Source organism: Streptomyces sp. NPDC046870, from assembly GCF_040704595.1.
GTDB classification, from domain to species: Bacteria; Actinomycetota; Actinomycetes; order Streptomycetales; family Streptomycetaceae; genus Streptomyces; species Streptomyces argyrophylli.
The window spans coordinates 595606-609802 of sequence record NZ_JBEYXM010000001.1; the positions used below are offsets into that span (position 1 = coordinate 595606).

10 protein-coding genes are annotated in these 14197 nt (G+C 74.2%); 9 read left to right on the top strand and 1 reads right to left on the bottom strand.

Annotated elements, in window-relative coordinates; translation table 11 throughout:
* The first annotated feature begins 45 nt into the window (after positions 1-45).
* The 8 genes from AB0946_RS02660 (at position 46) to AB0946_RS02695 (ending at position 12648) form a co-directional block, all read left to right on the top strand.
* The gene (locus AB0946_RS02660) at positions 46-1500 is read left to right on the top strand and encodes a cytosine permease (protein ID WP_366758803.1); all 1455 of its coding nucleotides are present in this window, start codon (positions 46-48) and stop codon (positions 1498-1500) included.
* Positions 1501-1819: 319 nt separating this feature from the next.
* Entirely contained in the window at positions 1820-3145 is a 1326-nt protein-coding gene (locus tag AB0946_RS02665; protein WP_366759132.1) for a hypothetical protein, read from the top strand.
* 14 nt (positions 3146-3159) lie between these two features.
* Positions 3160-4191: a glutamate ABC transporter substrate-binding protein gene (locus AB0946_RS02670; protein ID WP_366758804.1), complete on the top strand. Its 1032-nt coding sequence runs from the start codon at positions 3160-3162 to the stop codon at positions 4189-4191.
* 41 nt (positions 4192-4232) lie between these two features.
* On the top strand, positions 4233-5513 hold the full coding sequence (locus tag AB0946_RS02675; protein ID WP_366758805.1) for a hypothetical protein: 1281 nt from the start codon (positions 4233-4235) through the stop codon (positions 5511-5513).
* Positions 5510-7984, top strand: coding sequence for a tetratricopeptide repeat protein (locus AB0946_RS02680; RefSeq protein ID WP_366758806.1), 2475 nt, complete (start codon positions 5510-5512; stop codon positions 7982-7984). Before AB0946_RS02675 ends, AB0946_RS02680 begins: the two co-directional genes overlap by 4 nt.
* Positions 7985-7987: 3 nt before the next feature.
* The gene (locus tag AB0946_RS02685; protein WP_366758807.1) at positions 7988-9505 is read left to right on the top strand and encodes a PP2C family serine/threonine-protein phosphatase; all 1518 of its coding nucleotides are present in this window, start codon (positions 7988-7990) and stop codon (positions 9503-9505) included.
* A gap of 115 nt (positions 9506-9620) precedes the next feature.
* Positions 9621-10964 carry a VWA domain-containing protein gene (locus AB0946_RS02690; RefSeq protein WP_366758808.1) on the top strand — a complete coding sequence of 448 codons (1344 nt, stop codon included), beginning with the start codon at positions 9621-9623 and terminating at the stop codon, positions 10962-10964.
* A 34-nt stretch (positions 10965-10998) separates the two neighbouring features.
* A complete protein-coding gene (locus AB0946_RS02695; protein WP_366758809.1) occupies positions 10999-12648 on the top strand; it encodes an FHA domain-containing protein in 1650 nt (549 codons plus the stop codon).
* Between the two features lie 17 nt (positions 12649-12665).
* Here the strand turns inward: AB0946_RS02695 and AB0946_RS02700 are convergent, their stop codons facing one another.
* Positions 12666-13643 (bottom strand): methyltransferase domain-containing protein, encoded by a 978-nt coding sequence (locus AB0946_RS02700; RefSeq protein WP_366758810.1) that lies wholly within the window; start codon positions 13641-13643, stop codon positions 12666-12668.
* An 83-nt stretch (positions 13644-13726) separates the two neighbouring features.
* Here AB0946_RS02700 and AB0946_RS02705 point away from each other — a divergent pair, with 83 nt between their 5' ends.
* Complete coding sequence (locus AB0946_RS02705) at positions 13727-14131, top strand: globin (protein WP_171156225.1); 405 nt, start codon at positions 13727-13729, stop codon at positions 14129-14131.
* Positions 14132-14197 lie beyond the last annotated feature (66 nt).

The following is a 14197-nucleotide window of genomic DNA, read 5'->3' on the forward strand; positions in this document are numbered from 1 at the left end:
GGCAACAATGTGACCAGAGGTGCGGACCCGACCTCGGGAGGCGTCATGAGCACATCAGCCGAGCCAAGAGTGTCCGGTCTCGAAGTCCGGTCCATCGACTACGTCCCGCTGGACGAGCGGCACGGCAAGCTCTGGCACCTGGGCCCGCTGTGGTTCATGTCCAACGCGCAGATCGCCACCCTGGCGGTCGGGCTGGTCAGCATCACCCAGGGCGGCAACCTCGTCTGGTCACTGCTGGCCATCGTCTCGGGCACCGTGATCGGCACCTTCTTCATGGCCTTCCACTCCGCCCAGGGCCCGCAGCTCGGGCTGCCGCAGATGATCCAGTCCCGGCCCCAGTTCGGCTACGTCGGCGCGCTGCTGGTGTGGCTGTTCGCCTACGTGCAGTACGCCGGCTTCAACGTCTTCAACAGCATCCTCGCCGCCGACGCGCTGCACGCCACGCTGCACGGCGGCGTGAAGCCGTGGGTCGTCGTGGTGACCGTGGTCGCGCTCGTCATCGCGCTGGTGGGCTACGACGTCATCCACAAGGCCGAGCGGATCCTGACGTACGCCTTCCTGGTCATCTTCGGGGTCTTCACCGTGGGCGTCCTGGTCACCCTGCACTACCCGGCGGGCTCCTTCGACCTCGGCGGCTTCCGGTGGACACCGTTCCTCGCGCAGTTCGGCGTGGTCGCGGGCTACCAGATCAGCTGGGCCATCTACGTCTCCGACTACTCCCGTTACCTCCCCCCGGACGTGACCGTCCGCAAGACCTTCTACTGGACCTACTTCGGCTCCGCGCTGGGCGGCATCTGGCTGATGGTGCTCGGGGCGCTGCTGGCGGCCTGGGCGGGCCCGGCGACCTTCCAGACGATCCCGGCGATCGACGCCGCGGGCGACAAGGTGTTCACCGGGTTCGGCGCCGTCGTGCTGCTGTTCTCGGCCCTCGGCCTGGTCTCGGTGACCGCGCTGAACATGTACGGCGGGTCCCTCACCCTCATCAGCGCCATCGACTCCTTCAAACGGGTCCGGCCGACGCTCGCCGTACGGCTGGTCACGCTCGGCCTCACCGCGGCGCTCTCCCTGGCCGGCGCGCTGGCCGCGACGTCGAACTTCCTGGCGAACTTCGAGAACTTCCTGCTGCTGGTGCTCTACCTGTTCATCCCGTGGACCGCGGTGAACCTCATGGACTACTACGTGGTGCGCCGCGGGCACTACGCCATCGCCGAGATCTTCAACCCGCACGGCATCTACGGCCGCTGGGGCCGGCACGGCATCATCGCCTACCTCGTCGGCTTCGCCGCGATGGTCCCGTTCTTCTCCGTCGGCACCCTGTTCACCGGTCCCGCCGCGAGGGCACTGGGCGGCGCCGACATCTCCCTCTTCGTCGGCCTCCCCGTCAGCGCCCTGCTGTACTGGTGGCTGACCCGCTCGATCGACGTGGCGGCGGAGACCCGGCTGGCGGAGGCGGAGGCGGCGGCCCTGGAACAGGCCGCACACGAGCACCGCGAGCCGTGAGGCCGTCCCCCGCCGGCCCCCCGCACAGGGAACCGATCCCCCGTCACCCGCGTGTTCCAGCACGAGGGGTGGTACGTCCGCCGGTACGCGCCCCCGGGCGCGCTGCGATCCGATCAAGATCCAGCGAAGGCCGGTGCGCGATGTCGGTGCGGACGGTGATACTGGGCGGCGTACGGATGACCATGGGGGAGGTCGAGTGACACACCCGCCGAAGAGCAGCGCCGCGCCACCGCGCGCGGGGTCCGCCGGTGCGGCCGGTGTGCCCGCCGTCCCCGCCCAGCCCGGACCGCCCGGGCCCCCCTCGGCCGCCGGCCCGGGGGTGCCGCCCGCGCGCCGGACCGCCTTCGCCGAGGGCGCCGAGCGGCTGCGGGCCGCCGCGACGACCGAGCCGGGGCGGTTGCGGATCATCGGTGCGGTCCTGGCGCTGCTGGTCGTCGCGTTCGGGGCGGCCACCGCCTGGCAGACCAGCACCCGCTCGGCCGCCGCCGACGACGTGCTGCGCCGCAGCCAGCCCCTCAGTTACGGCGCGGCCGGCATCTACCGGTCGCTGGCCGACGCCAACACCGCCGCCTCCAGCGGGTTCCTGGCGGGCGGGCAGGAGAACGCGCAGTCCCGGGACCGGTACGAGAAGGACATCCGCGGCGCCGCCGCCGGACTGGTCACCGCCGCCGCCAACGCCGAGCCGGGCTCCGCGTCCGAGGAGACCATCGCCGGGCTGAACCGGCTGCTGCCCGAGTACAAGGGCCTGATCGAGCGGGCCCGGACGTACAACCGGCAGGGCTATCCGGTCGGCGGCGCCTATCTGCGCTACGCCAACGAGAAGATGCAGAAGGAGATGCTCCCGGCGGCGGAGGACCTCTACACCACGGAGAACCGGCGGCTCGACGCGGACTACGCGGACGCCACGCCGTACCCGTGGGTCGCCATCGGGCTCGGACTGCTCGCGCTGGCCGCGCTCGGCTGGGCCCAGCACCGCACGTACCGGCGCACCCACCGCGTCCTCAACCACGGCCTCGTCGCCGCCAGCACCGCGACGGCCGTCGCCCTGCTGTGGCTGGTCGTCGGCCACATGGTCGCCCGGTCGGGGCTCGACGGCTCCTACGAGCACGGCATCCGCTCGCTCAACGTGCTCCACGACGCCCGGATCGCCTCCCTGAAGGCGCGCGGCAACGAGAACCTGAGCCTGGTGGCGCGCGGCGCCGAGACCGTCACGGTCGACGGCACCACGTACGACGCCTACTACCGCGACTTCGACGAGGACATCGCCGTGCTCGGCAAGGGGCTGACCGAGGCGGCGCGGCTCGCCGACGACCAGGGGGGCACCGCACCGGTCGAGGCGGCCCAGGCCGACATGGCGGTGTGGAAGCAGCGCCACGCCACGGCCCGCGCCGAGGACGAGAACGGCAACTACCAGCAGGCGCTGGACAAGGTGATCGGCGCGAAGGGCGCGACCGCCGAGTGCTTCGACGGCGTCGACCGCAGTCTGGCCCGGGCCATCGCCCATGAGCGGGCCGAGTTCCAGCGGGCGGCCGGGGACGGGCGCGACGCCATGACCGGGCTGCCGGAGGGCGCCGCCGTCCTCGCCGTGCTGGGCGCGGCAGGCGCCGTCGCCGGCATCGGCCGCAGACTTTCGGAGTACCGGTGACAGGGGGCAAGGCGATGGACGTGAGCCGTGCACGGTCCGCCCTGCGGGGCTGGGGCGGAGTCGCGGCGATGGCGGTGCTGTGCGCGCTGGCGCTGGCGTTCGTCCTGCTGCTGCCGTGCACCCAGCGGACCCCGGACGGCCCGCGGCACGCCGCGCAGAAGACCGCCACCGGCGTCCAGGCCCGCGCCGACGGGTGCGTGGACGCCGAGGCGCACGAGCAGACGCCGGCGCCGTCCGGCGCGGACGGTCGGACGATCGACGCGATCAAGGCCCGCACGGGAGCCAAGCGGAAGCTGATCGTCGGCGTCGACCAGAACAGCTACCGCTGGGGCTACCGCAACCCCAACACCGAGGGCGCCCGGCTGGAGGGCTTCGACATCGACCTCGTCCACCGGATCGCCGAGGACATCCTGGGTGACCCGGAGGCGGTGCAGTTCAAGGCCATACCGACCAACCAGCGCATCCCGGCGATCGAGGACGGACGCGTGGACATGGTCGTCCGCACCATGACGATCACCTGTGACCGGCTGAAGCAGGTCGCGTTCTCCGCGCCCTACTTCAAGACCGGCCAGCAGGTCCTCGCCCCCAAGTCCTCCCCGATCACGGGCTACGACGGCTCGCTGGCGCACAAGAAGGTGTGCACGGCGGCCGGTTCGACGGCCCTCGCCAAGCTGGAGGCCGACAGGAAGGACGGCCGGCTGCCCGCCACCACCGATCTGTCCACCACCGTGCCGAACCAGCTGGACTGCCTGGTCCGGCTGCAACTCGGCGAAGTCGACGCGGTGGTGACCGACGGCGCCCTCGCCGCCAGCCAGGCCGCGCAGGACCCGACCGTCGCACTGAAGGGCGAGCCGTTCACGACCGAGTACTACGGCGTGGCGATGAAGAAGGACGCCGGCGATCTGGTACGCCGGGTCAACCGCGTTCTGGTGGACTACCGCGCGCACGGCTGGCAGACGTCGTACGACGACTGGCTGTCGGCGACACTGGGCAAGGACTCGGCCGCGTCGAAGCCGCCGGCGCCGCGGTACCGGCTCGGCGGCTGAGCCGTACCCGACCCGAACAGACAGCAAGCGAGAGGTGATCGATGGGCGTCACGGACCCCGCCGGGCCGGTGATGGACCGGGACGAGGTGGACCGTGCGCTGGCGCGGCTCGGCCAGGAGCACGAGGCGATCGAGACCTCGCTGCTGGCCCTCCAGGACCACGCGGGCCGCAGACTCCTCGAAGGCGCGCGGCTGACCGGTGTCACGCAGGAACGCTGGCAGGCCACGGAGACGCGGATCACCCGGCTGTGGGCGTACTTCGACGCCTACACGGCCGCGCTGCGCGGCGCCCGCGAGATCCGCGCCCGCCGCCGCTGGTCCAGCCGGGAGGACCTGGCGGAGCTGACCGGACTGCTGCGCGGCGAGTCCGTGACCGTCCCCGACGGCGGGAACGGCAGGCTGAGCGAGACGTTCTCGCTGTCCGCGCTGGTGGACCGGATGAACGAGCTGTACGCGACGAGCCTGGACGTGATCGTCGCCGCCGACGCGGTCTGGTCGGCGCTGCCCGCGCGGATCGATTTACTCGCCGCGGAACTCCAGCGCACCCGGCAGCTCGCGCACTCGGTGGGGGTGCGCCCCGGCGAGCACCCGGCCGGTGACGACCTGGAGCGGATCACCCGCACGCTGACCCGGCTGCGCGAGGACGTCGTCTCGGACCCGCTCGCCTTCTGGGTGCCGGCCGAGGGCAGCTCGGCGCCCGGCGGCGGACGCCCGGACACGACGGTGTACGACCGCGAGGCGCGTGCCCTGGAGGACGTGCGCCGGGAGATCGACGCGGTGCTGACGGTCCGGCAGGACGCGGAGGCGCGGCTGATCCGGCTGCGGGACGTGCTCTCGCGTGCGGACCGGACCCTGGCCGAGGCGCGGACCGCGCGCGGCGAGGTGCTGGCGAAGATCGCCGCGACCGAGGTGCCGGTGGTGAGCGGACCACCGACCGCGCTCCAGGAGCAGCTGGCCACCGCGGCCGAGTACCGCAGGCAGGCCCAGTGGCACCGGCTCTCCCCGCTGCTGGAGTCGCTGGAGGAGAAGGCGGAGGACGAACTGCTGCGTGCCCGCGAGTCGTTGACCGCGGTCACCGCGCCGCTGGCGGTCCGCGCCGAGCTGCGCGGCAGGCTCGACGCGTACAAGGCGAAGGTCTCACGGCACGGTCTCGCGGAGGACCCGCTGCTGGCCGAGCGGTACGACGCGGCCCGCCGCATGCTGTGGAGCGCGCCCTGCGACCTGCGCGTGGCGGAGCAGGCCGTGCTGCGCTACCAGCGGGCGGCGGCGGAACTGCTCGGCAGCGCGAGCGCGCCGGAGGACCGTAAGGGGGACGAGTCATGAGTCAGCCGGGGCAGAGCTGCCAGCGACCGGGCTGCGAGGGGACGTACGAGGACGTCGGCGGCGGCGAGCTGTACTGCGACACGTGCGGTCTGGCGCCGGTCGTCTCGGCCGGGGGTCCCCCCTCCGGGGGAGGCATGGTGGGCTCGCCGCCCACCGGGGTCGCCCGGGGGGCCTCCGACACCGGCAGTTCCCGCAGCTCGCGTACGTCCTCGCAGTCGTCGAGGTCGCGCCGCTCGGTGTCCGGGCGGCTGTCCCGGTCGCTGTCGGGGACGTCCACGGGCCGCTCGGTGTCGGTGCGCAGCTCGGGATCGTCCTCCGGGGCCTCCTCGCGGGGTCGGCTGGGCGCGGGGCTGGTCTCGGTGCCGCAGGTGCCGCGGCCCGACCCGCGCGCGATGGTGCTGGAGAACCCGGAGGTGCCGGAGCGCAAGCGGTTCTGCTCGCGGTCGGACTGCGGGGCGCCGGTCGGCCGGGCCCGGGGCGACCGGCCGGGCCGCACGGAAGGTTTCTGCACCAAGTGCGGGCACCCGTACTCCTTCGTGCCCAAGCTGCGGGCCGGGGACATCGTGCACGGCCAGTACGAGGTCGCGGGCTGCCTGGCGCACGGCGGGCTGGGCTGGATCTACCTGGCCGTGGACCGGGCCGTCGCCGACCGCTGGGTGGTGCTCAAGGGCCTGCTCGACACCGGCGACCAGGACGCGATGGCCGCGGCGATCTCCGAGCGGCGGTTCCTCGCGGAGATCGAGCACGCCAACATCGTGCGCATCTACAACTTCGTGGAGCACCTGGACCAGCGCACCGGCTCCCTCGACGGCTACATCGTCATGGAGTACGTCGGCGGCAAGTCCCTGAAGGAGATCGCCAACGCCCGCCGGGCGCCCGACGGCCGCCGCGACCCGCTGCCGGTGGAGCAGGCGTGCGCGTACGGCATCGAGGCGCTGGAGGCGCTCGGCCATCTGCACAGCCGGAACCTGCTGTACTGCGACTTCAAGGTCGACAACGCCATCCAGACCGAGGACCAGCTCAAGCTGATCGACATGGGCGCGGTCCGCCGGATGGACGACGACGAGTCGGCGATCTACGGCACGGTGGGCTACCAGGCCCCGGAGGTCGCCGAGTCCGGCCCGTCCGTGGCCAGCGACCTCTACACGGTGGCCCGCACGCTCGCCGTGCTGGCCTTCGACTTCCAGGGCTACACCAACGTCTACGCCGACTCCCTGCCCGACCCCGACACCATCGACGTCTTCCGCCGCTACGAGTCCTTCTACCGGCTCCTGGTGCGCGCCACCGACCCCGACCCGGGCCGCCGGTTCGCCTCCGCGCAGGAGATGGCCGAGCAGCTGACGGGTGTGCTGCGCGAGGTGGTCTCGCTCCAGACCGGCCGGGCGCGGCCCGCGCTGTCGACGCTGTTCGGGCCCGAGACCAGGGTCACGGACACGGAGTTGTTCCGCCGGCTGCACGGGGACGTGTCCCGGCTGGGCGCGCGGCCGGTGCGGAGGGCTCCCGCCGCTCCCGCCCCGCCCCCGCCGGCCCTGGTCCGGCCCGTCGACACGCCGGCCGCCGCGCTCGCCCTGCCGGTCCCGCTGGTCGACCCGAACGACCCCGGCGCCGGTTTCCTCGCGGGCCTGATGGCCTCGGCGCCGGCCGAGCTGATGAGCGCGCTGGCGGCGGCACCCGCGCAGACCGTGGAGACCCGGCTCCGGCGGATCCGCGCCCGGCTGGAGAGCGACAACCACCAGGGCGCGCTGACGAGCCTCGCGGAGCTGGACGAGGAAGAGGGCGACGACTGGCGGGTGGTGTGGTACCGGGGCGTGGCCGCGCTGGTCACCGGCGACTTCGAGCAGGCCGCGCTCGCCTTCGACGCGATCTACGACGCCTTTCCCGGCGAGGCCGCGCCCAAGCTGGCGCTCGGCCTGTGCGCCGAGGTGCTGGGCCAGCTGGACAACGCGGCCGAGTACTACCGCCTGGTGTGGACGACCGACCCGGGCTTCGTGAGCGCCGCGTTCGGGCTGGCGCGGGTGCAGCTCGCGGCCGGGGACCGGCGGGGCGCCGTGACGACGCTGGAGTCCGTGCCTGAGTCCTCCATCCACTACACGGCCGCCCGCGTCGCCGCCGTCCGGGCCCGGCTGAGACAGCGCACCGCGAGCGCGGGTGACGTACCGTTCCTGGACGACCTGACGGCCGCCGCCGGTCAGGTCGAGGCACTCCAGGCGTACGGCCTGGACCCGGCACGGCGCGAGCTGCTGTCGGCGGAAGTGCTCGGCTGCGCGCTGGACTGGATACTCTCCGGGGGCCAGGGCACCGGGCCCGCCGCCGGAGGCCGGGTGCTGCTGGGCAGCGGTCTGGACGAGCGGGGCCTCCGCTTCGGCCTGGAGCGCGCCTACCGCACGCTGGCCCGGCTGGCGCCCGGCGGCGATGAGAGGATCGAGCTGGTGGAACGGGCCAACCGTTACCGCCCCCGGACGTGGGTGTAGTCGATGTCGCAGATGCCCCAGCAGGCCGCACTGGCGAAGTGCCCGAGCTGCGCGGAGCCCGTGGAGTCGGGTGACCTGTTCTGTGGAGCGTGCGGGTACGACCTTTCGGTGGTGCCCGCGCCGCCGCAGGATCACCCGACGCTCACCATGACGGGCCCCGCCGGTCCCGGGGACGGCCCGGCGTGGCCCGCCCCCGGACCGCCCACGGCCTCTCCCGCCCCCCACCTCCCGACGGACCTGCCGGGCACCGACTCGGGCGGCACACCACTGTCCGGCGACGCCTCCGGGACCACACCTGCGGCACCGCAGCAGTACGGCCCCGCCCCGGCAGCCGCGCCGCTGTCCGCCCAGGAACCCGGCGCCCTACCGCCGGCCGCGCACGGGTCCGGGTCCGTTCCGGACGGCGGGCCGTCGGCGGCGGGTGGGGCCGGCTCCGGTCCGGGCGGCGCGCCGCTGCCTCCGGGCGAGAACGGTCCCGGCCCGGGTGACGCGGAGCCGGGCGGGCATCCCTCCGGTTCCGGGGTGCGGTTCGACCGGCCGCACGAGCCCGAGGAGTACCCGTTGCAGGCACCGGACCCCCGGCCGGCCTCCGCACCGGCCGACCCGGCGCAGCTCTGCGTGGCCTGCCGGGCGGGCCGGGTGGACAGCGACGGCTACTGCGAGAACTGCGGGCACGCCCAGCCGCGGGAACGCGACCACGTGGAGCGGGAGTCGGGTCCGGTGGCCGCCGTCAGCGACCGCGGTCTGCGTCACCACCGCAACGAGGACGCCTTCGCCGTCGGCCACACCACACTGCCCGACGGCACCCCGGCCGCACTGGCGATCGTCTGCGACGGCGTGTCGTCCGCGACCCGCCCCGACGACGCCTCCTTGGCCGCCTCCCGGGCGGCGGGCGACACCCTGCTGGCCGCGCTGCCGCGCGGCACCCACCCGCAGGCGGCGATGCACGAGGCGATCGTCGCCGCCGCGCAGGCCGTCAACGCGCTCGCCGAGGAGCCCGCCACGGCCCGCGAGCACGCCCCGCACCAGAACGCGCCGGCCTGCACGATCGTCGGCGCGGTGGTCACCCCGGGGCTGCTGGTCGTCGGCTGGGTCGGCGACAGCCGCGTCTACTGGGTGCCCACCGACCGCACCGCACCGCCCGCCCGGCTGACCGAGGACGACTCCTGGGCCGCGCAGATGGTCGCGGCCGGTCTGATGAGCGAGGCCGAGGCGTACGCCGACGCGCGCGCCCACGCGATCACCGGCTGGCTCGGCGCGGACGCCTACGAACTGGAGCCGCACACCGCGTCGTTCGAACCGGACCGGCCCGGCGCCGTGGTGGTGTGCACCGACGGACTGTGGAACTACGCCGAGACGGCGGAGGAGATGTCCGAGGTCCTGCCACCCGACGCGGTGGCCCGCCCGCTGCACAGCGCGCGGGTGCTGGTCGGCCACGCGCTGGACGGCGGGGGCCACGACAACGTAACAGTGGCGGTCCTGCCGTTCCCGGTGCCGCCGCAGGGGGCAGGATCGGCCTGAGGGCCGTATCCGACGGGGGAACGGCACGGGGAAGCCGCGGCGGACCGGAGGGGACCGGTCCGCTCACAGTCGTCGCCTCGCGTCGGCGGGGCGTCCGAGGGGGATGCGAGCGAGCATGGCCAATTTCGCGAAGTCGGACAAGCCACGGTTCTCGGTGGACGTCTACCAGAACGAGTACCTGCCCGAGGGCGGCAGCGAGGTCAACGCCATCGTCACGGTGACCGCGACCGGCGGCGCCCCCCTCGGCGGCGCGGTCTCCGCGCCGGCGTACCCGCCGGGCGGGGGGCCGTCCGCCGCCGTGGCCGTCATGGTGGACTGCTCGGGCTCCATGGACTACCCGCCGACCAAGATGCTGGGCGCCCGCAACGCCACGGCCGCCGCGATCGACACCCTGCGCGACGGCACCCGTTTCGCGGTGATCGGCGGCACGCACGTGGCCAAGGAGGTCTATCCGGGCGGCGGGCGGCTCGCGGTCGCCGACGCCACCACCCGCGAGCAGGCCAAGCAGGCGCTGCGCCGGCTGAGCGCGGGCGGCGGTACGGCCATCGGCACCTGGCTGCGCCTCGCCGACCGGCTGCTGTCCGCCGCGGACGTCACCATCCGGCACGGCATCCTGCTCACCGACGGCCGCAACGAGCACGAGTCGGCGGAGGACCTGCGGGCCGCGCTCGACGCCTGCGCCGGCCGGTTCACCTGTGACGCGCGGGGCGTGGGCACCGACTGGGAAGTGAAAGAAGTCACAGGGATCGCCTCGGCGCTGCTCGGCACCGCCGACATCGTCGCCGACCCGGCCGGTCTGGCGGCCGACTTCACGGGGATGATGGAGACGGCGATGGGCAAGGAGGTCGCCGACGTCTCCCTGCGGGTGTGGACGCCGGTCGGCACGACCATCCGGTTCGTCAAGCAAGTCGCCCCCACCGTCGAGGACTTGACCGGCCGGCGCACCGAGGCCGGGCCGCGCGCCGGGGACTACCCGACCGGCTCCTGGGGCGACGAGTCCCGCGACTACCACCTGTGCGTGACGGTCCCGCCGGCCGGACTGGGCCGGGAGATGCTCGCCGCGCGGGTCTCGCTGGTCGTTCCGGAACCGGGAGGAACCGCACAGAACCTGGGCGCACAGGGGCTGGTACGGGCCGTGTGGACCGACGACATGACCGCCTCCACCGCGATCAGCCCCCAAGTCGCCCACTACACCGGGCAGGCCGAACTGGCGCAAGTCATCCAGAAGGGCCTGGACCTTCGCAAAGCGGGTGATTTCGATGGAGCAACCGCCAAACTGGGGCGGGCGGTTCAGCTCGCGAACGCCTCGGGGAACGCGGATACTGCGAAACTGCTTGCGAAGGTGGTGGACGTGGTCGACGCCGTGACAGGTACTGTGCGGTTGAAGACGAGGGTCGCGGAGGCGGACGAGATGACTCTGGAGACCCGGTCCACCAAGACCGTCCGTGTGAAGAAGTGACCCTCCACAGCGTAGGAGAAGGGGAAGCACCGACATGCCGACCTGCCCGAACGGACACCAGTCGGGTTCCGACGACTGGTGCGAGGTCTGCGGTCACCGCATGGCCGGTGCCGTACCTCCGCCCCCTCCGCCGCCCCCGGGCGGTTACGGCTTCCCGCCCCCGCAGGGCGGCCCGGCCGGCGGGTCCGCCCCGGAGCCGGAGCTGTGCCCGCAGTGCCGTACGCCCCGCGAGGGCGGCGCGCCGTTCTGCGAGGAGTGCCGGTGGAACTTCCTGACCAACACGGCGACCTCCTACACCCCGGCCGCCCCGCGTCCGCCGCAGCCGCGGTTCCAGCCGCCGAGCTCGACGTACGGCGGGGGTGACGGGTACGAGTACCAGGGTTCGCGGCCCTCGCAGGTGAACCGGCCCGCCGAGCCGCTCCCGTCCTTCCACAGCGAGCCGTCGGGCCCGACGCCGTTCGGCGGCGACCGGGCCCCGTCCGGCCCGCCGACCTCCCCCGGCCCCTCGGGCGCGCCCCCGTTCGGCGCCGGTGACCGGCGCCCGCCCGGGGCGCCGCAGGGCTTCGGCCAGGGTCCGGGGCAGGGCGGTCCGGGGCAGGGCCCGGGTGCCGGCAACCCGTCCGGTCCCGGCGGCCCCGGCGCGTTCGGCGGCCGGGGCGCGGTGCCGGGCCAGGGCCCCGGCGGCCCGGGTTCCGGTGGCCCGTCCGGCTTCGGCGGCGGCCCCGGGCAGGGACCGGGCGCCGGTGGCCCGGGTGGGCCGTCCGGGTTCGGCGGTGGCCAGGGACAGCGCCCGGGTCCGGGTGACGCGTCCGGCTTCGGCGGCGGCCCCGGACAGGGACCGGGCGCCGGTGGCCCGGGATCCGGTGGCCCCTCGGCCTTCGGCGGCAACCCGGGTCAGGGGCAGGGTCAGGGTCAGGGGTCCCAAGGCCCCTCCCCCTTCAGGCGTGAGCCCTCCCGTCCCGGTGGCCCCACGCCGTCCGGCCCCTCCGGCTTCGGCGGTGACCCCTCGGGTCCGGTGCCGCCGCCCGGTGGTCCCGGTGGTGCCCCGCAGGCGTTCCAGCCGTCCGGCGCGTCGGCCCCGCCCGCGTTCCCGGGCGAGACCCGCCGGCCCCCGGCCGCCGACGACGACTGGGTGATCTCCCCGCCGTCGTCCACCGGCCCCGGCGGTCAGGGCGGCGGCTACGGCTACCCGCAGTCCGGCGGCACCCAGACCCCGCCGGGACCGGGCGGACCCGGCGGTTTCCCGCAGGCGCCGCACGCACCGCAGGCCCCCCGGTCGGCCACCTGGACCGCGACCATCGGCCCGGACCGCGAGTACTTCATGGCGATGATGCAGCGCTCCGGCCCCGAGGCCGCGGGCCTGAACCTGCCCGCGTACTCGCCCGAGCAGCAGCGCACGCTGACCGGCAACCAGGTCACCATCGGCCGCCGCCGGCACTCCACCGGCGACACCCCCGACATCGACCTGTCGGTGCCGCCGGAGGACCCGGGTGTCTCGCACCAGCACGCGGTGCTGGTGCAGCAGCCGGACGGCAGATGGGCGGTCGTCGACCAGAACTCGACGAACGGCACCACGGTCAACATGTCGGAGGAGCCCATCCAGCCGTTCGTGCCGGTCCCGCTCCAGGACGGCGACCGGGTACACGTGGGCGCCTGGACGACGATCACCGTCCGCCGGGGCTGACCGGTGTAACGAGATGCCTAGGGCAGGGGCCAGGCGTACGGCCCCTGCGGGTCGTCCAGCCACGCCCAGGCGTGCTCGCCGGCGACCGTGACGCCGTACCGTCCGCGCTCCGGCTCGCCCTCGCGGTCCCACAGGGCGTACGCCTCCCGCGGGTCGAGGGCGCCGCCGGTCAGCGTGAGCAGGAAGCGGAACGACTCCTGCTCACGGGCCCGGCCGGGCAGCCCGGCCAGTGAGACGCCCTCGGGCCGCGCCCGGCGCCCGCCGCGCAGCGGCACGAAATAGGCGGCCCCGGGCAGGAACGGTCCCTCGGCGTGCTCCGCGTCCCGCACGGTGAGCGTGAGCAGACCCGTGGCGAGCGGGGTGAGGACGCGCGCGCCGGGGCGGCTCTGGGCGAGCCACGCGCGCGGCACCGTGGGCAGCTCGCAAGTGGCGATGATCCGGTCGAAGGGGGCGCGTTCGGGCACCCCGCGCGCTCCGTCGCCGGTGACGACGAGGGGGCGGTGGCCGGCCGCCGCGAGGTGCTGCCGGGCCGACTCGGTGATCTCCGGTTCCAGGTCGATGGTGGTGACGAGGTCGTCGGCGCCCAGCCGGTGGGCGAGCAGGGCCGCGTTGTAGCCGGTGCCGGCGCCCACCTCCAGGACCCGGTCGCCGTCCTCGACGCGCAGGGCGGCCAGCATCCGGGCCATCAGGGAGGGCTGGCTGCTGGAGGAGAGCAGCTCGCCGTCGCGTAGCCGGGTGGCCAGCGGTACGTCCGCGTAGGCGCCGCGCACCCAGCGCTCGCGGGCCTGGCGATCGGGGCTCTCGCCCCAGCGGCGCTCGTAGCCGCGCGCCCCGGTGACGTAGTAGTACGGCACGAACAGGTGCCGGGGCACCGCCGCGAACGCCTCCCGCCACACCGGGTCGTCCGCCCAGGCCCCGTCCGCCTCGATCTCCCGCACCAGCTCGGCCCGCGCCGCGTCCGCGAGGGCCTCGGTCTCGGTGTCGTAGCCGCCCATGGGTCCACAGTAGGGACGGACGGGGCGGACGGGCTGGTCCTAAGCCTCGAGTCCTCGGTCACCCGGTCTGAGACGATGGACGGGTGAATGAGATTCGGCGCGGCACGCTTCAGGAGCAGACCTTCTACGAGCAGGTCGGCGGGGAGGAGACCTTCCGCCGGCTCGTCCACCGTTTCTACGAGGGGGTCGCGGAGGACCCGCTCCTGCGCCCGATGTACCCGGAGGAGGACCTGGGCCCGGCCGAGGAGCGGCTGGTCCTGTTCCTGATGCAGTACTGGGGCGGTCCGACGACGTACAGCCAGAACCGCGGCCACCCCCGGCTGCGCATGCGGCACGCCCCGTTCACCGTGGACCGGGCGGCGCACGACGCGTGGCTGCGGCACATGCGGGTGGCCGTCGACGAGCTGGGGCTGTCGGAGGAGCACGAGCGGACGCTGTGGAACTACCTGACGTACGCCGCCGCGTCGATGGTGAACACCCCCGACTGATCACCCGACTGACGGGTCGTCACTGAAGGTCGGATTCCGGTCACGCGTCGCCGCATTCCGATCACA